We start from the raw sequence: 16,198 nt of genomic DNA on the forward strand, positions 1-16,198 counted from the left end.
CGGCTAGAAGTCGTCGTTGATGTAGGGCGCCAGCGGAACGGCCAGGGAGGTCGCCAGGCGGGCGGCGGCGCCGGGCGTGTGCTCGGTCACGGCGCCGACCCTGGTCAGCGTGACCGGGTCCTGCCCGCCCAGGTAGACGGCCGCGAGGTCGGCCGCGGTGAGCGTCAGGTCCGGCCGCTCCGTGGTCGCCTCGCAGGCGGCGGCGCCGGTGGTGGAGGTACCAAGGCGCCAGCGTCCGTCGTTGCCCGGGATGCGTGGGTCGCCGACCTCCAGGACGAAGGTGTCGTCGGTGGCCCAGGAGCGGGCGCGCAGGGCGGCCGGCACATCGATCAGCCGGAGCCAGAGGGCGCCGAAGCCGTGCGTGACGGTGACCTGCTCGGAGTCGGCGGCCATGTGCGGGAGCAGGTCGTCCACCGGGCGGTTCGGGGCGACCACGCGGGACGACAGGTCGATCGAGGCCAGGAACCGCCAGAGCGCCGCCTCTGCCTGCGGAGTGTCGGCGACGAGGTCGACGACCCGGATCGTCCCCCCGCGGGCCCGGTAGACCGCGTAGCCGGCGGGGTGGTGGACGATGCGCGGCGCGGTGTACCCCTCGGCGTCCCGGTCGGTCGCCCGCAGGACCCCCCGCGTCCACCAGTCGGCGTCGCGGACCAGGCCGCCCGGACGCACCGCCAGCGACCGATCGTGGATCGGGCCGAGCAGGTCGGGGGCGGAGGCGGTGTCGACCAGTCGCAGCGGGCGGTCGTCGGGCACCGTGCGCAGATCGAGCGGCCGCGAGGAGTCGACCTCCAGGCCGATCGCGCGCGTGGCCAGGCCGAAGCCGTACCTGCCGTAGATGACGCCCTCGGACGCCCAGAGCGCGGCCACCGGACGTCCCGCCGCGATGGCGTCGGCGTCCATCCGGTCCATCATGGACGTCAGGATCCCGCGGCGGCGGTGCGTCGGCAGGACTCCGACGAACGTGACCGCCGAGCAGTCGAGCAGCGCGCCCGGGACCGCGAGCCGCATGGGCAGGGTCCCGAGCTGGCCGACGAGCGTGCCGCCGTCGTAGGCGCCGATGCGCTCGGCGCGCAGGAGAGGCCAGCCGTCCCGCTCCTGGTCCCCGTCGTCCATGGAGAGGTGGAACACCACCCCCGCGAAGTCGCGCATGCGGACGGCGTCGGCCTCCGGGATGTCCCTGATTTCGATCACAGTTCCACGCTATGCCCCACCGCAACCGTTTTTCCGCTGGTCACCGCACGATGGACGGGGGCTCGGCACGACCCGGCAGGACCAGGCACAGCGGGAGGGCGGCAAGGGTGAAGGCCACGGACCACCAGAAGGCGTGGTCGTAGCCGACGGCCAGGGCCTCCGGCCCGCGGGCGCCTCCGGCGCCATCCTGGAGGACGACGGCGAGGACGGCGATGCCCACGGACCCGCCGATCTGCTGGGCGACGCGGCTGATGATGCTGGCATCGGGGATCTCGTGGTGTCCGAGGCCGACGTACGCGGCGCCGGCCGGCGCGATCATGGCGGCGCCCAGGCCGGCGCCGCGGACGAACAGCGCGGCCATGAGCAGGATCTCGCCGGTGCCGGCGGTGACGAACGCGAACGGCACGGTCGCCGCGGCGACGAAGGCGAAGGAGACGGCGGCGACCCGGCGGGGCCCGAAGCGGTCGACGCAGGTCCCCGCCAGGCCTCGCGCGAGGAGCGCGCCGGCGCCCTGCGGGATGAGCAGGAGACCGGCGCCCAGCGCGTCGTGCCCGCGGACCTGCTGGAAGTACAGCGGCAGCAGCATCATCGCGCTGTACAGGGAGAGGCCGCCCAGGAAGAGCAGGGCCGAGGAGGAGGCGACCGCACGGTGGCGGAACAGCCGCAGGTCGATCAGGGCGCCCGCGGGCCGGGCCAGCGTCCGGGCGGTGAAGGCGGCGACCAGGGCGAGTCCGCCGAGCAGCGGGACGAGGACATGGGCGGCGGTGACGTCCGCGCTGCTCTGGACCCGGGAGAGCCCGTAGATGAGAGCGGCGGTGCCGGGGCACAGGAGTAGCAGACCGACCAGGTCCAGGCGGGCGGGGGGCTTCCCGGGCGCGGGCCGGTCGTCGGGCAGGTTGCGCCGGGCGAGCCAGGCACCGGCGGCGCAGAAGGGGATGTTGACGTAGAACATCCAGCGCCAGTCGGCCCGGTCCAGGATGAGGCCGCCCAGGACCGGCCCCAGGATGGGGCCGAGCGCGGTGGGCACGGTGATCATGGCCATGACCCTGCCGATGTGACGGCCCCCGGCCGCCTGCATGAGCAGGGTGACCATGAGGGGCATCATCAGGCCGCCCGCGACGCCCTGGACCACGCGGAAGGCGATCAGGCTGGCCGCGTCCCACGCCAGGGCGCTCAGGACCGATCCGAGCAGGAACCCGCCCAGGGCCGAGATCCACAGCCGCCGCCCGCCGAGGCGCGACTGGGCCCAGCCGGCGAGCGGGATGGCGGCGAACACCGCCAGCAGGTACGCGGTGCTCACCCACTGGACCGTGGACAGGGACGTGTGCAGATCGGTCGCCAGGTCGTCGAGGCCGACGCTGACGATGGTGGTGTCGAACACGACGGCCAGGGCGCCGACGATGAGGGTGACCGCCATGCGCCACACGGCGGGGTCGACACGCTCGGACTCCGGTGCCGGGGACGCGGCCGTCGTGTCTCGGGGAACGCTCACGGGTGACCGCCCTTTAGATAGGACTCTCTATCTTACGCGCCCAGCGTAGGCCGCTACGATGAGATAGACAACTCTTTCTCAAGCGAGAGGCGGGCGGATGGCGGAGCGGCGCCGGGGAGCGGCACTGGAGAAGGCGCTCCTCGATGCGGCCTGGGACGAGCTCGCCGAGCACGGCTACGCCAGGTTCACGGTCGACGCCGTGGTCAGACGGGCCGGCACCAGTCCCCCGGTGCTCTACCGCCGCTGGTCCGACCGCGACGAGCTGGTCCGCGCGGCGATCGCCCACGTGCTCAAGGAATCACTGCTGGAGCTCCCCGACACGGGCAGCCTGCGGGACGACCTGGTGACCCTCATGCGGGAGATCAGCAGGGCCCGCGTGCGGCTCATCACCCTCGTGTACGGGGCCTTGGCGGGCTACCACCGGGATGTGGGCGAGAGCCTCGGCGAGCTGCGCGACCCCGCCGTGACGGGCCGGGCCGAGGCCCTCGACACGATGTACGGCCGTGCCGTCCGGCGCGGCGAGATCGACCCGGACCGCCTGACCGACCGCATCAGGAGCCTGCCGTTCGACCTGCTGCGCCACGAGATTCTGCTGACCTTCGCCCCCGTGCCCGACGAGGTCATCGAGGAGATCGTCGACACGATCTTCCTGCCCCTGGTGCGGCGACCGGGGTGCTAGCCCCTGACCAGGGTCGCGAGGCACTCCACGTGCTGTGTCATCGGGAACGCGTCGAAGGCGCGGAGGGTCTCCAGCGTCCAGCCGCGCTCGCCGAAGTAGGCCAGGTCGCGGGCCAGGGTGGCCGGGTCGCAGGACACGTAGGCGATCTTGCGGTCGGCGAGGCGGGTGATGTGCTCGACGACGTCGCGGCCCGCACCGGCGCGCGGCGGGTCGAGGACGACGACGTCGGCGCGCCGGACGCGGGAACCTCGGTGGTGGCCGGTGCCGCGCTTGTTCTGCGTGCGGGACCCGGCGGACGCGATCCCGAACTCCAGGTCGGCGACGACCTCCTCCACCGCCCCGCGCTCGATCGAGACGTTCGGCAGGTCGCGCAGGTTGTGGCGGGCGTCGCGGACGGCCTGCCCGTCGGACTCGACGCCGACGACGAGCCCGTCGGGGCCGACCCGGTCGGCGAGGACGCCGGCGAACAGCCCGACGCCGCAGTACAGGTCGACGGCGATGTCGCCGGGCTTCGGTTCGAGGGCGTCGAGCACGGCGTCGGCCAGGAGCCGCGCGGCGCCCGGGTGGACCTGCCAGAAGCCGCTGCCGCTGACCTGGTACAGCCGCCCGGAGACCTCCTCGCGGACGTACGGGAGCGCGGCGCCCGGCTCGGGCCTGCCCCGGACGAGCCGGACCGGCACGTCCAGCCGCGGCACCCGGATCTTGCGGCGGTCCCGCCCGCGCAGCACGACCAGCCGGTCGCCGGTGGCGGCGGAGACGACGCCCTCGACGCCGCTCGCGCCGGGCCACCGCTTGCGCTCGATGCCCATCAGCTCCACGCCGGGGTGGGCGATCAGGCACTCGTCGATCGGCTCGATGTCGTGGGACCGGTGCCGGCGGAGGCCGACGGCTCCGGAGGAGACGGCGAACTGCACGCGGGTGCGCCAGCCGAGCCCCGGGGGCGGGGCCACGTCGCCCTCGACCGGGTAGGGGACCTCCTCGACGACCACCGTGCGGGTGATCCCGGCGAGGCGCCGCAGCTGCTCCTCGACGACCGCGGCCTTGAGCGCCCGCTGGGCGGGCAGGGAGGCGTGCTGCCAGTCGCAGCCGCCGCAGCGGCCGGGGCCGGCGAACGGGCACGGCGGCTCGACCCGGTCCGGGGACGCCTCGATGATCTCCACGGCGTCGGCGCGCAGGAAGTTCTTCGTGCGGTCGGTGACGCGGGCTCGCACCCGTTCGCCGGGCAGGGCGTGCCGGACGAAGACCACGCGGCCCTCGTGCCGGGCGACGCAGAAACCGCCGTTGGCGACGTTGCCGACCTCCAGGTCGAGGACGTCGGGTTCGAGTTCAGTCACGGTCCGAAACACTACCGGCACCGGGACGCGTTCCGGTCCGCGGCGGACGCCGGGAGGCGCCCGGCCCCGGCGGCTCGGGCCGGGCCTTCAGCCGGTCGGAGGACTGGAGCTGCCAGGCGACGCTCGTGACCATGACGCCCGGCTGGAACAGCAGCCGGCCCTTCAGCCGCAGCGCGCTCTGGTTGTGCAGCAGCTGCTCCCACCAGTGGCCGACGATGTACTCGGGGATGAACACGGTGACGACGTCGCGGGGGCTCTTGCGCCGGACGCTCTTGACGTACGACAGGACGGGCCGCGTGATCTCCCGGTACGGCGAGTCGAGGATCTTCAGCGGCACGGGGATGTCGAGGGCGTCCCACTCCTCCTGGAGGCGCTGCGACTCCTCGGCGTCCACCGCGACCGTCACCGCCTCCAGCGTGGAGGGCCGGGTAGCGCGGGCGTAGGCGAGCGCCCGCAGCGTCGGCTTGTGGATCTTGGAGACGAGCACGATGCCGTGGTTGCGGGCGGGCAGCGCGACGTCCTCGCCGGAGGGCACCAGCTCCGCGGCGACCCGGTCGTAGTGCCGCCTGATCGCCTTCATCAGCAGGAACAGCAGCGGCATCGCGATGCACACGATGTAGGCGCCGAGCGCGAACTTGGTGATCAGCACGACGACCAGGACGATGCCGGTGAGGGTGGCGCCGAACGCGTTGATCGCGCGGGAGGTCTTCATCCGGCGCCGCTGCGCCGGATCGTTCTCGGTGGTGAGCAGCCGGTTCCAGTGCCGGACCATGCCGATCTGGCTGACCGTGAACGACACGAACACGCCGACGGTGTACAGCGGGATCAGCCGGCTGACCGACGCGTCGTAGGCGTAGATCAGCAGCCCGGCCATGGTGGCGAGGATGATGATGCCGTTGCTGAAGGCCAGCCGGTCGCCGCGGGTGTGCAGCTGGCGCGGGAGGTAGCGGTTCTGGGCGAGGACCGACCCGAGCACCGGAAAGCCGTTGAACGCGGTGTTGGCCGCGAGGAACAGGATCAGCGCGGTCATCGCGGTGACGAGCGCGAACCCCGGGGTGAAGTTGCTGAAGACGGTGTGCGCGACCTGCGCGATCACCGGGTCGGCGTCGTGCAGCTCGCGGCCGGTGGCCGGGTCGACGAGGTGGCTGCCCTGGTCGGGTTCGGCGAACCTGGCGTCGGTGATGTAGGCGAACGCGGTGACGCCGCCGAACATCGTCATCGCGACGAGGCCCAGCATCAGCAGGGTGGTGGCGGCGTTCTCCCCCTTGGGCTTGCGGAAGGCGGGCACGCCGTTGCTGATCGCCTCGACGCCGGTCAGCGCGGCGCAGCCGGAGGAGAACGCCCGCAGCAGCAGGAAGACCAGCGCGAACCCGGCGAGGTCGGTCTCGTCGCCGCGGATCTCGTAGTGCGCGGTCTCGGCCTCCAGCTCGGCGCCCGAGACCAGCCGGACCAGGCCCCACGCCAGCATGCCGACGACCGCGAACATGAACAGGTAGGTGGGGATCGCGAACGCGACCCCGGCCTCCTTGAGGCCCCGCAGGTTGCCGAGGGTGAGCAGCACCACGATGCCGATGGCGACCCCGACCTCGTGCGGCTGCATGAACTCCAGCAGCGCGCCGAGGTTCTCCACCCCGGACGACACCGACACCGCGACGGTGAGGACGTAGTCGACGAGCAGCGCGCTCGCCACGATGACGCCCCAGTTGCCGCCGAGGTTGGTGGTGGCGACCTCGAAGTCGCCGCCGCCGCTCTGGTAGGCCCGGACGTTCTGCCGGTAGGACGCGACCACGGTGAGCAGGATGACCACGACGGCCGCCGCGACCCACGGCGTGTAGTGGTACATCACCAGCCCGCCGGCGCCGAGGGCGAGCAGGATCTCCTGCGGCGCGTAGGCCACCGAGGAGAGGGCGTCGCTCGCGAAGACCGGCAACGCGATCCGCTTCTTCAGCAGCTGCTCGTGCTGCTGGGAGCTGCTCAGCGCGCGGCCGAGGAGGAGCCTCTTCGTGAGGTCCGGAACCTTTGACACGCAACGAGACTCTAGCCCGTGCCGGTGACGCCCCCGCCGCCGCCCGCCTTCAGTGTTCTGAGCAGCGCGTTCGGGCGTCGCAGGCCCCTCGGCGGGCCGGTCGGGTAGTACTCGGCTGGGGGGATGTGTAGGTTTGCAGCCCGGCAGGGATCATTCACAGGAAACGGTCCTCGGGCGCGGCACGGTCTCGGCGGCGAATGCCGTGCACGGCGCGGGGGGTACAGGGGGAACGTCCCCCTGGACGGAAGAAGGAACGGCCGTGCATATCGTGATCATGGGATGCGGGCGGGTCGGGTCGACGCTCGCCCACATCCTGGAGGACAAGGGCCATTCGGTGGCCATCATCGACCAGAGCCCGGAGGCGTTCCGCCGGCTCCGCAGCGGGTTCCGGGGCCGCCGCATCACCGGGTTCGGGTTCGACCGCGATGTGATCGCCGAGGCGGGCATCGAGCGCGCGTCCGCGTTCGTGGCCGTGAGCAGCGGCGACAACTCCAACATCATCTCCGCGCGGGTGGCGCGGGAGACGTTCGGCGTGGACAACGTGGTGGCCCGGATCTACGACCCGCGCCGGGCGGAGGTGTACCAGCGGCTCGGCATCCCCACGGTCGCGACCGTCCGGTGGACGGCCGACCAGATCCTGCGCCGGCTGCTCCCCGAGGGCGCCGAGCCGCTGTGGCGCGACCCGACCGGCGCGGTCGTCCTCGCCGAGCTGGACTCCGGTCACCTGTGGGTGGGCGAGAAGGTCGGGGCGCTGGAGGAGCACGCCCGGACCCGCGTGGCGTTCCTGTCGCGGATGGGCGAGGCGCTCGTCCCCGAGCGGGACACGGTCATCCAGGACGGCGACATCGTGCACATCATGGCGGGCGCCGACGATCTGGAGCGCGTGAACGCCGCCGTCGCGGCGCGGAACGGGGAGGAGGCCTGATGCGGGTCGCGATCGCCGGGGCGGGCGCGGTGGGCCGCTCCATCGCCCAGGAGCTGCTGGAGAACGGGCACGAGGTGCTGCTGATCGACAAGAGCCCCAAGGCCATCAAGGTCGAGATGGTGCCGCGCGCGGAGTGGCTGCTGGCCGACGCGTGCGAGATCTCCGCACTGGACGACGCCGCGCTGGAGCGCTGCCAGGTGGTGGTCGCCTCGTCCGGCGACGACAAGGTCAACCTGGTGGTGTCGCTGCTGGCCAAGACCGAGTACGGGGTGCCGCGGGTGGTGGCGCGGATCAACCACCCGAACAACGAGTGGCTGTTCAACGAGTCGTGGGGCGTGGACGTGGCCGTGTCCACGCCGCGGCTGCTGTCGGCGCTGGTCGAGGAGGCCGTCAGCGTCGGCGACCTCGTCCGGCTGATGACGTTCCGGCAGGGCGAGGCGAACCTGGTGGAGCTGACGCTGCCGGAGGACGCGCCGCTCGGCGGGCAGCGGGTCGGGTCGGTGGCCTGGCCGCGCGACACCGCGCTGGTGGCGATCCTGCGGGAGGGGCGGGTGCTGGTGCCCTCGTCCGACGACACGCTGGAGCCGGGCGACGAGCTGATGTTCGTCGCCAGCCAGGACGTGGAGGACGAGCTCGCGGAGCTGCTCGGCGGCAGGTGACCGCGAGGGTCAGGCGGTTTCCTCGCGGTCGATCGGGGTGCGGCCGCGGGCGAGCAGCCCCACCATGGCGGCCAGCGCCGCCACCTGCAGCGGCCAGCCCATCACGATCTTGGCCGTGCCGAGCAGGCCGCTCTGGTCGCCGTCCGCGAGGTAGATCGGGTACTGGACGGCGACCCGGGCGGCGCAGGGCAGGACGAGCAGCCAGGTGAGCCGGGAGCACAGCTTCACGATGCCGGGGTCGGACCGCCAGGCGGTCGGGTCGCCGGTGACCGACCCGATGATGAAGCCGACGATCGGCCAGCGCACCGCGATCGAGAAGATCATCGCGGCGGCGTAGCCGGCGTTGAGCATGATGCCGGGCAGGAACGCGTCCTCGGCCTTGCCGGAGCGCAGCGCGAAGAACGCGGCGATCGCGATCCCGATGAGGCTGTTCAGGACGAACTGGGGGCTGGAGCGCTGCGCGAGCCGGACGGCGAGCAGCAGCACCGCGGCGCCGACGCCGGCGGTGACGGCGAGCTTGATGTCCTCGACCGCCACGTAGGTGCCGGTGAAGGCGATCGTCGGCACGGCCGCCTCGACCATGCCGCGGACGCCGCCGAGCGCCTTGCTCAGCTGGGCGCGGACGGCGGCCTCCACGGTGTCGTGGGCGGCGGTCTCCCGCTCGGCGCCCGTCTTCACTTCGCTCACGTGGGTCTCCCGGCTGCCCGCCGCGGCCTCATCAGCCGCCGCGCAGCTCGTAGCGCGGATTGAACATGACCTTGCGCCCGTCCTGCTCGCTGACCAGCCCCTCGGCGCGCAGCCGGCGGCCCGGGTCGATGCCGGCGATCTTGCGCCGGCCGAGCCAGACCAGGTTGACCACGTCGGTGCCGTCGTAGAGCTCGGCCTCCAGGGCGGGGGCTCCGCCCCGCGGCCGGAGGGTCACGGTACGTAGCGTACCGGCCACGCAGTGCCGCTTGCGCGCGGCGCAGTCGCTGATCGGCGTCGCGCCCTCGTCATCGGCGCTCTTCTGCAGCTCCTCGGCCTCGAGCTCGGCCTTGCCGGCCGCCATGCGCCGCAGGAAGCGCCGGAGGCCGCCCTTCCCTCGCTCGCGCCCGGCGGGCTCCGCCGCCTGCGGCGTGCCGGCCGAAACCTCGTCCATACCTCGAAGCGTATGGCATCCCCGGACGAACCGGATCCTTCACCCTCACCGGAAACTCGACCCGGCTCACAGTGGAATGAAGCATTCCGTTCTGATACTCTTGGAACAGAGCATTCCGCTCCAAGAGGAAGGACAAGCCGTGACCGCCACGCTCGACACCGCGGCCCCCGCCGCGGGGACACGCACCACGGAAACGAGCCGGGACGGCGCCGTCGCGCCGCACCCGCGCCGCTGGCTCGGCCTCTCGGCGATCCTGGCCGCCACCCTGCTGAACCTCCTCGACTCCACCGTCGTGAACGTGGCCGCGCCCGCGATCCGCGCCGACCTCGGCGGGTCCTACTCCGCGCTCCAGTGGATGGCCGCCGGCTACACCCTGGCCCTCGCCGTGGCGCTGCTCACCGGCGGACGGCTCGGCGACATGTTCGGGCGGCGGCCGGTCCTGCTCGCCGGCGCCGCCGGGTTCCTCGTCACCTCGACGGCCTGCGCGCTCGCCTGGTCGCCGGAGAGCCTGATCGCCGCCCGCGTCGCGCAGGGCCTGTTCGCCGCGGTGATGATCCCGCAGGGCTTCGGCCTGATCCGCGACCTGTTCGGCGCGGACACCGGCAAGGCGTTCGCGCTGTTCGGGCCGGTGATCGGGCTCGCCACGATCCTCGGACCGGTGGTCGCCGGGCTGCTCATCGACGCCGACCTGTTCGGCACCGGCTGGCGCGCGATCTTCCTGGTGAACATCCCGGTGGGCGCGTACGCGCTGGTCATGGGCGCCCGGGTGCTGCCCGCGCCGGTGACCGCGGACCGCTCCGGCGGCCTGGACGTCACCGGCATGCTGCTGGGCGGCCTCGGCATGAGCATGCTGGTCTACCCGCTCGTCCAGGGACGCGAGCTCGGCTGGCCCGCCTGGTCGCTCGCGCTGCTCGCCGGCTCGGTCCCCGCCCTGGCCCTGTTCGCCGCGCACCAGCTCCGCCGCACCCGTCGCGGCCGGACACCGCTGGTCCGGCTGAGCGTGTTCGCGAACCGGTCGTACACCTCGGGCGTCCTGTTCGTCATCGTCTTCTTCGGCACGATCACCGGCTTCTCCCTCGCCACCGGCCTGTTCCTGCAGCTCGGCCTCGGCTACACCCCGCTCGCCGCGAGCCTGGCGATGTCGTCCTGGGCGATCGGCGCGTTCGCCGGGTCGGCGTTCAGCGGCATGACGATGACCAGCCTGGGCCGCCGGATCCTGCACCTCGGCCTGGCGCTGATGACCGCCGGCCTGGCCGCGCTGTACGCGGTGTTCGAGGCGGCCGGGACGGGGCTCGGCGGCTGGCACCTGGCGGCGCCGCTGCTGCTGTTCGGCGCCGGGATGGGCATGATCTTCGTCCCGCTGTTCGACATCATCGTGGCGGGCATCGCCGACCACGAGGTCGGGTCCGGCTCGGCCGCGCTGGAGTCGGTGCAGCAGCTCGGCGCGTCCCTCGGCATCGCGGCGCTCGGCACGGTGTTCTTCGGGGCGATCGGCGCCCCGGTGGCCGGGCACTTCGCCGCGGCGGCCGCGCTGGACGCCGCGAAGCAGGTGACCGTCCTTACCGCCGGCCTCACCGCCGCCGCGTTCCTGGTCGCCTTCCTCCTCCCCAGCCGGGCCCGCGCCCACTGAGCACCCTCCGCCCGGCTCGCCGTCCGCCCGGACGGCGAGTCCGGCGTTTCGGGGGAACGATGAGTTCCCCCCGCCGGTCCCGTCTCCACAACGAACCGCTCATGATCTGCGCAGGCGGGCGGCGGCCATCGCGGTGAAGTAGCCGATCTCCGGAATCCTCATCAGGCTGGCGGTGGCGTAGTAGATCGCGCCGCCGCCCGCGCCTCCGACGAGGACGGCGAGCAGGGCGGGGACGCGGTCGCCGGACAGGTGGCCGAAGGCCCACACGATCAGCGCGGCGAACGCGACGGCGGGCAGGGCGGCCAGGTGCAGCCGGACCAGCGCCCGGAGGATGCGGCGCCCGTCCAGCCCGCCGAGCCGCCTGCGCAGGACGAGCGCCGCGCCCGCCGCGCCGAGCGCGTAGAACAGCCCGTACGCGACCGGCAGCCCGACCACCACCTGCCGCGCCGGGACGGACCACAGCAGCGCGAACGCGGCGGCCGCCTGCGCGATCCCGGCGGGGACGGCGATGAGGCCGGGCGTGCGGGTGTCGCCGAGGGCGTAGAAGACGCGCATGAGCAGCTGGTGGACGGTGAACGGCAGCACCATCACGGCGAACACCATGAGGACGAGGCCGATCCGGCGCGCCCCGTCCGGCGTGAGGCTCCCGTAGGCGAAGAACGTGACCGAGCCGGGGATCGCGAACACCAGCATCCCGAGCCAGAGCGGGACGAGCAGCGCGCAGGCCAGCCGGAGGCCGCGGGAGAGGTCGGCGCGGACGAGGTCGCGGCGGCCGTCGGCGACGTGCGCGCTCATCCGCGGCAGCAGGGCGGTGATGACCGAGACCGCGATGATCGCGTACGGGAGCTGGAAGACGACGAGGGCGAACTTGTACGTGGCCAGGCCGCTGCCCGGGCCGGCGGCGCGGTCGCCGGCCCGGGTCGCCACGTTCGCGGTCACCAGCACCCCGGCCTGCGCGACGACGATGTAGAGCAGCATCCACGTCGCCGTGCGGGCGGCCTCGCCGAATCCCGAGCCGCGCAGGTCGAGGCGCGGGCGCCAGCGGAACCCCGCGGACCGCAGCGTCCACGCGAGCACCGCGCTCTGCGCGACCGTGCCGAGGGCGGAGCCGAGGCCGAGGAGGGTCAGCTGGGCGTCGGTCACGTTCGCGGTGGTCCGCCCGCGTCCCGCGACCCACAGGAACAGCAGGCCCGCCCCCATCGTGACCAGGTTGTTGACGACGGGCGCCCACATCGGCGCCCCGAACCGGTGCCGGACGTTCAGCAGCGTGCTCGCGAGGCCGCTGACGCCGATGAAGAAGATCTGCGCGAGCAGCAGGCGGGTGAGCAGGACGGTGACCTCGCGCTGCCGTCCGGTGTACCCGCCCGCGTACAGCGACACGAGCCATCCGGCGGCGAGCACGGCGGCCGCGGTGAGCACGGCGAGGGCCACGATGACGGCGGTGAGCAGCCGGTTCTCGGTGGCCGCTCCCCCGTCGGCGTCCCGGATCCGGCGCTTGACCAGGAAGGGGACGAAGACGCTCGCCAGCATCCCGCCGAGCAGCAGCTCGTACACGGTGTAGGGGATCATCTCGGCGGCCTGGTAGGCGTCGCCGAGCAGGGCGGTGCCGAGCGCGGCGCCGATCACGACGGTGCGCAGGAAGCCGGTCAGCCGGGAGAACACGGTGCCGATCGCCATGACGGCGCTGGAGTGCGCGACGCCGGGCGGCGCGGCCTGCGCGGCGCCGCCGATCTCGTCGCCCTCCGAGCCGGGGCGGTCGGCGGTCCCCGGGTCGGCGACGTCGCCGGGGTCGCGGACGGGGACGAGGCCCGGTTCGGGCTCGCCGGGCGGCTCCGCGCGCTCCGCCTCGTCCAGGACCCCCGGCATGAGGATCCGGCGCCCGTCGCGCTCGCTCATTCCGCACCACCCCCGGACGGGCCAGTATGCCCGCGGACGCGCCGCCCGTCTTCGTCCGGACGGACGTTCGGGCGGTCGCGTCAGGCGGTCGCGAACCGGACGGCGGAGACGATGACGACGGCCGCCGCCAGCACCCAGTAGGCCGCGGAGGCGAGCGCGACGTCCCGCACGCGACGGGTCTCCGGGCGGCCGGTGAAGGTGAGCGCCCAGGCCAGCAGCGGCAGGACGAGGATCGCGTGCATCGTCACGGCGTGCGCCGGCTTCAGGGCGGCGACGATGTGGTAGGCGGCCTGCTGGTCGCCGGTCCGCACCGTCGTCACGCCCCGGGCGATCATCACGGCGCCCGAGGCCAGCGCGAGCATCAGCGCGACGAACCCGGAGCGCACGGCGAGGCGCATGCTGGGCGCGACGTCGGGATTCCGGCGGAACGCGGCCACCGCGAGCGCGACCACCGTGACGACGAGGATGCCGCCGCCCGCGGCCAGCATCCGGGTGACGGCCGTGTCGAAGGCGGTCTCCTCGTTGAAGTGGGACGGCACCTTCCGCCACGCCTGGAGGGTGATGAGGGAGACCTCGGCGACGCAGTCGGCCGCGAACACACCGATGATCACGTTCCGGGCGCGGCCGCCGAGCCGCACGAACGAGGCCACCCAGGCGATCGTGACGAGCGTCAGGCCGAACGACAGCCCGAAGGTGACGGGTTTGCGCCAGGACACCGGTCCCGTCCACGGCCCGCCGTCAATGGCGAACACCACCAGGTGCAGCAGGCCCGAGAGGAGCAGCAGGGCCCCGATCGTGTAGGCGGCGCGCTCGACGCGGCGCCCGTTCGACCAGAAGGAGCGCAGCCCCCGGATCGCGTCCATGACGGGGAACCCGCCGCCCGCGACCTCGACCGATCCGGCCATGTCCGCCTCCCGAAATGAGTGAGTGCTCACCCAGTATGGATGAGCACTCACGCGGAGCACAACCGGTCAGCGCAGCGCCGCCTCCACGGCCGGCACGCGGATCGTGCGGCGGGCCGCGCCGTAGGCGGTCGCGCCGGTCAGCACCGCGGCGAGCGCGACGACCCCGAGGTAGGTCCACACGCTCCCGTCCGGGGCCAGCGTGTCCCGCCGGGCGAGGCCGAACGGCACGACCGTGAAGACCGCGGCGACCGTCCCGCAGACCACGCCGGTGACGGTCAGCACCGCCGATTCCACCGCGACCGCGCCGAGCACCTGGCGCGGGGTCGCGCCGGCGAGCCGGGTCTGGCCGAACTCGCGGCCGCGGTGCGCCGTCGCCGCGATGAGCGTGTTGACGAGCATGATCGCGGCGAACAGCACCACCATGCCGATGACGACGAGGTTGAGCATCTCGATGCTCTTCTGCTCGGCGTCCTTGGCCAGCCCGGCCGCGTCCATGGCCGCGTTCTCGGCGGCCTGCAGGAACAGCGTGCCGACCGCGATGCCGACGAACAGGATGACCGGCGTGACCGCCGACGCCAGCGCCCCGAGGCGGCGCCGCATGGTGGTGATCGCCAGGTCGCCGGCCGCCCCGCCGAGCAGCCGGACCGGGCGCGCCAGCAGCGCCGTGACCCCGCGCATGATCGCCGGAGCCAGCAGCGCCAGCGCGATCGAGGCGAAGATGTCGGCCTGTCCGGACGTCGCCATCGCGTCGGTGCCCTTGCCGTCCATCAGCGTCACCGTGACGACCGCCTCGCTCACGGCGACCAGCAGGAACAGCACCGCGAACACGATGCGCTTCCTGCTCAGCCGGCCGGTGTCGACGGCCGCGTCCGCCATCGACTCGGCCGCCCGGACCCGGACGGCGCGGCGCGCGGTGATCAGCGCGGCGCCGGCCGCGGACACCAGCGTGATCCCGATGCCCATCGACAGCGCGATCGGACCGAAGGAGTGGGCGACGCCCGCGGGCACCTGGCCGGTGTCGTGCAGCATCCAGACCAGGCCGCGCCCGATCAGCATCGCCGGGACGATGCCGAGCAGCGCCGCCACCACCGCGAGGCCCGCCGCCTCACCGACGATCATGCGGCCGACCTGGCCCGGGGTCGCGCCGACGCTCTTCAGCAGCGCCATCTCCGCGGCCCGCTGCCGGACCGACAGGGTCAGCGTCGAGGTGACGGCGAAGACCACCAGCAGCAGGCCCCAGCCGCCGACGACGTTCGCCATGATGACGAGCGTGTCCCGGGGCGGCCCGGTCACGCCGCTCGCCCGCGCCGTGTCGAGCATCGAGGCGAACGCCATGATGATCGCCGAACCGAGGAACATCGCGAGGAAGCTCGCCGTGAACGCGCTCGCGCGCCGGCGCAGTGAACGGATCGCCAGACCGAACATGTCACGCTCCCGCCATCGTGCGCTGCCGCTCGACCTCGTCGGCCAGGTGCGTCATCCGCTCCGCCACGGCCTCGGCCGTGGGCGCGGTCTGGTGGCCGACGATCCGTCCGTCCGCCAGGTACAGGACGGCGTTCGCATAGGACGCGGCGACCGGGTCATGGGTGACCATCACCACCGTCTGCCCGAACGTCCGCACCGACTCCCTCAGCAGGCTCAGCACGTCACGGGCGCTGCGCGTGTCGAGCGCGCCGGTCGGCTCGTCCGCGAACACCACGCGCGGCTCGGTGACCAGCGCCCGCGCGATCGCCACCCGCTGCTGCTGGCCGCCGGACAGCTGCACCGGCAGGTGGCCGAGCCGCTGCCCGAGCCCCACCCGCTCCAGGATCTCCCGCGCCCGCGCCCGATCGGGCCGGCGGCCCGCCAGCTTCAGCGGAAGCACCGTGTTCTCCATGACGGTCAGCGTCGGCAGCAGGTTGAACTGCTGGAAGACGAAGCCGATCCGCTGCCGCCGGAACCTCGTCAGCGCCGCCTCCCCGTCGCCGGTCAGCTCGGCGCCGTCCACGAAGACCCGGCCCTCGGTCGGACGGTCCAGGCCCGCCGCGCACTGCAGCAGCGTGCTCTTGCCCGACCCCGACGGGCCCATCACCGCGGTGAACGACCCGGCCGGCAACGACAGCGACACGCCGTCCAGCGCGGCCACCTGGTTGCCCTCCGTGCCGTACACCCGGCGCACGTTCTCCAGCCGGAGCGCCTCGCCGGGCCCCCCGGGCGCCCGCCGCGGCTCCCTGCTGCGTCCGAACATCGTCTTACCTCCCGCCCGGCGCCCCCTCGCGGGGCGCCTCGGGAACGAAGCTACGGACGGCGAAGGCCGCCGAGGATGGGTCCAGCACGCCGATCG

General features: G+C 73.3%; 14 protein-coding genes. 4 read left to right on the plus strand and 10 right to left on the minus strand.

Annotated elements, in window-relative coordinates; genetic code table 11:
- Nucleotides 1-3: 3 nt before the first annotated feature.
- Both K8Z49_RS13570 and K8Z49_RS13575 read right to left on the minus strand, forming a co-directional pair.
- Nucleotides 4-1,191, minus strand: a complete 1,188-nt coding sequence (locus K8Z49_RS13570; RefSeq protein ID WP_255268516.1) for a GNAT family N-acetyltransferase — start codon at nt 1,189-1,191, stop codon at nt 4-6.
- Nucleotides 1,192-1,231: 40 nt separating this feature from the next.
- Entirely contained in the window at nt 1,232-2,683 is a 1,452-nt protein-coding gene (locus K8Z49_RS13575) for an MDR family MFS transporter (protein ID WP_111829795.1), read from the minus strand.
- Between the two features lie 97 nt (nt 2,684-2,780).
- Here K8Z49_RS13575 and K8Z49_RS13580 point away from each other — a divergent pair, with 97 nt between their 5' ends.
- On the plus strand, nt 2,781-3,362 hold the full coding sequence (locus tag K8Z49_RS13580) for a TetR/AcrR family transcriptional regulator (protein WP_021593565.1): 582 nt from the start codon (nt 2,781-2,783) through the stop codon (nt 3,360-3,362).
- On the opposite strand, the gene K8Z49_RS13585 is transcribed toward K8Z49_RS13580, so the two are convergent.
- Together K8Z49_RS13585 and K8Z49_RS13590 are read right to left on the minus strand one after the other, a co-directional pair.
- Complete coding sequence (locus K8Z49_RS13585; RefSeq protein ID WP_021593566.1) at nt 3,359-4,696, minus strand: class I SAM-dependent RNA methyltransferase; 1,338 nt, start codon at nt 4,694-4,696, stop codon at nt 3,359-3,361. The two genes, K8Z49_RS13580 and K8Z49_RS13585, sit on opposite strands and share 4 nt — an antisense overlap.
- Complete coding sequence (locus K8Z49_RS13590; protein WP_021593567.1) at nt 4,689-6,722, minus strand: APC family permease; 2,034 nt, start codon at nt 6,720-6,722, stop codon at nt 4,689-4,691. Before K8Z49_RS13590 ends, K8Z49_RS13585 begins: the two co-directional genes overlap by 8 nt.
- Nucleotides 6,723-6,981: 259 nt before the next feature.
- Between K8Z49_RS13590 and K8Z49_RS13595 the strand changes: the two genes are divergently transcribed.
- Nucleotides 6,982-7,647 (plus strand): potassium channel family protein, encoded by a 666-nt coding sequence (locus K8Z49_RS13595; RefSeq protein WP_021593568.1) that lies wholly within the window; start codon nt 6,982-6,984, stop codon nt 7,645-7,647.
- The gene (locus K8Z49_RS13600) at nt 7,647-8,306 is read left to right on the plus strand and encodes a potassium channel family protein (RefSeq protein ID WP_021593569.1); all 660 of its coding nucleotides are present in this window, start codon (nt 7,647-7,649) and stop codon (nt 8,304-8,306) included. The genes K8Z49_RS13595 and K8Z49_RS13600 overlap by 1 nt, the downstream gene beginning before the upstream one ends.
- A gap of 9 nt (nt 8,307-8,315) precedes the next feature.
- On the opposite strand, the gene K8Z49_RS13605 is transcribed toward K8Z49_RS13600, so the two are convergent.
- Together K8Z49_RS13605 and K8Z49_RS13610 are read right to left on the minus strand one after the other, a co-directional pair.
- Nucleotides 8,316-8,993 carry a DUF3159 domain-containing protein gene (locus tag K8Z49_RS13605; protein WP_075020221.1) on the minus strand — a complete coding sequence of 226 codons (678 nt, stop codon included), beginning with the start codon at nt 8,991-8,993 and terminating at the stop codon, nt 8,316-8,318.
- 31 nt (nt 8,994-9,024) lie between these two features.
- The gene (locus K8Z49_RS13610; RefSeq protein ID WP_021593571.1) at nt 9,025-9,444 is read right to left on the minus strand and encodes an OB-fold nucleic acid binding domain-containing protein; all 420 of its coding nucleotides are present in this window, start codon (nt 9,442-9,444) and stop codon (nt 9,025-9,027) included.
- Between the two features lie 139 nt (nt 9,445-9,583).
- Between K8Z49_RS13610 and K8Z49_RS13615 the strand changes: the two genes are divergently transcribed.
- The gene (locus K8Z49_RS13615; RefSeq protein WP_021593572.1) at nt 9,584-11,074 is read left to right on the plus strand and encodes an MFS transporter; all 1,491 of its coding nucleotides are present in this window, start codon (nt 9,584-9,586) and stop codon (nt 11,072-11,074) included.
- A gap of 99 nt (nt 11,075-11,173) precedes the next feature.
- On the opposite strand, the gene murJ is transcribed toward K8Z49_RS13615, so the two are convergent.
- From murJ to K8Z49_RS13635, 4 genes are all read right to left on the minus strand, one after another.
- Nucleotides 11,174-12,970 carry a murein biosynthesis integral membrane protein MurJ gene (gene murJ, locus K8Z49_RS13620; protein WP_256255230.1) on the minus strand — a complete coding sequence of 599 codons (1,797 nt, stop codon included), beginning with the start codon at nt 12,968-12,970 and terminating at the stop codon, nt 11,174-11,176.
- A gap of 80 nt (nt 12,971-13,050) precedes the next feature.
- Nucleotides 13,051-13,875, minus strand: a complete 825-nt coding sequence (locus K8Z49_RS13625; protein WP_412519048.1) for a hypothetical protein — start codon at nt 13,873-13,875, stop codon at nt 13,051-13,053.
- Between the two features lie 66 nt (nt 13,876-13,941).
- Nucleotides 13,942-15,300, minus strand: coding sequence for an FtsX-like permease family protein (locus K8Z49_RS13630; RefSeq protein WP_021593575.1), 1,359 nt, complete (start codon nt 15,298-15,300; stop codon nt 13,942-13,944).
- Between the two features lies 1 nt (nt 15,301).
- Nucleotides 15,302-16,102 (minus strand): ABC transporter ATP-binding protein, encoded by an 801-nt coding sequence (locus tag K8Z49_RS13635; RefSeq protein WP_412519050.1) that lies wholly within the window; start codon nt 16,100-16,102, stop codon nt 15,302-15,304.
- Between the last annotated feature and the right edge of the window lie 96 nt (nt 16,103-16,198).

The sequence above is a fragment of the Actinomadura madurae genome (assembly GCF_047130825.1).
GTDB lineage: Bacteria > Actinomycetota > Actinomycetes > Streptosporangiales > Streptosporangiaceae > Spirillospora > Spirillospora madurae.

Coding starts and splice junctions, on each gene's coding strand:
- K8Z49_RS13635 (WP_412519050.1), bottom strand. CDS start 16,102: ATGTTCGGACGCAGCAGGGAGCCGCGGCGGGCGCCCGGGGGGCCCGGC.
- K8Z49_RS13600 (WP_021593569.1), top strand. CDS start 7,647: ATGCGGGTCGCGATCGCCGGGGCGGGCGCGGTGGGCCGCTCCATCGCC.
- K8Z49_RS13580 (WP_021593565.1), top strand. CDS start 2,781: ATGGCGGAGCGGCGCCGGGGAGCGGCACTGGAGAAGGCGCTCCTCGAT.
- K8Z49_RS13630 (WP_021593575.1), bottom strand. CDS start 15,300: ATGTTCGGTCTGGCGATCCGTTCACTGCGCCGGCGCGCGAGCGCGTTC.
- murJ (WP_256255230.1), bottom strand. CDS start 12,970: ATGAGCGAGCGCGACGGGCGCCGGATCCTCATGCCGGGGGTCCTGGAC.
- K8Z49_RS13625 (WP_412519048.1), bottom strand. CDS start 13,875: ATGGCCGGATCGGTCGAGGTCGCGGGCGGCGGGTTCCCCGTCATGGAC.
- K8Z49_RS13610 (WP_021593571.1), bottom strand. CDS start 9,444: ATGGACGAGGTTTCGGCCGGCACGCCGCAGGCGGCGGAGCCCGCCGGG.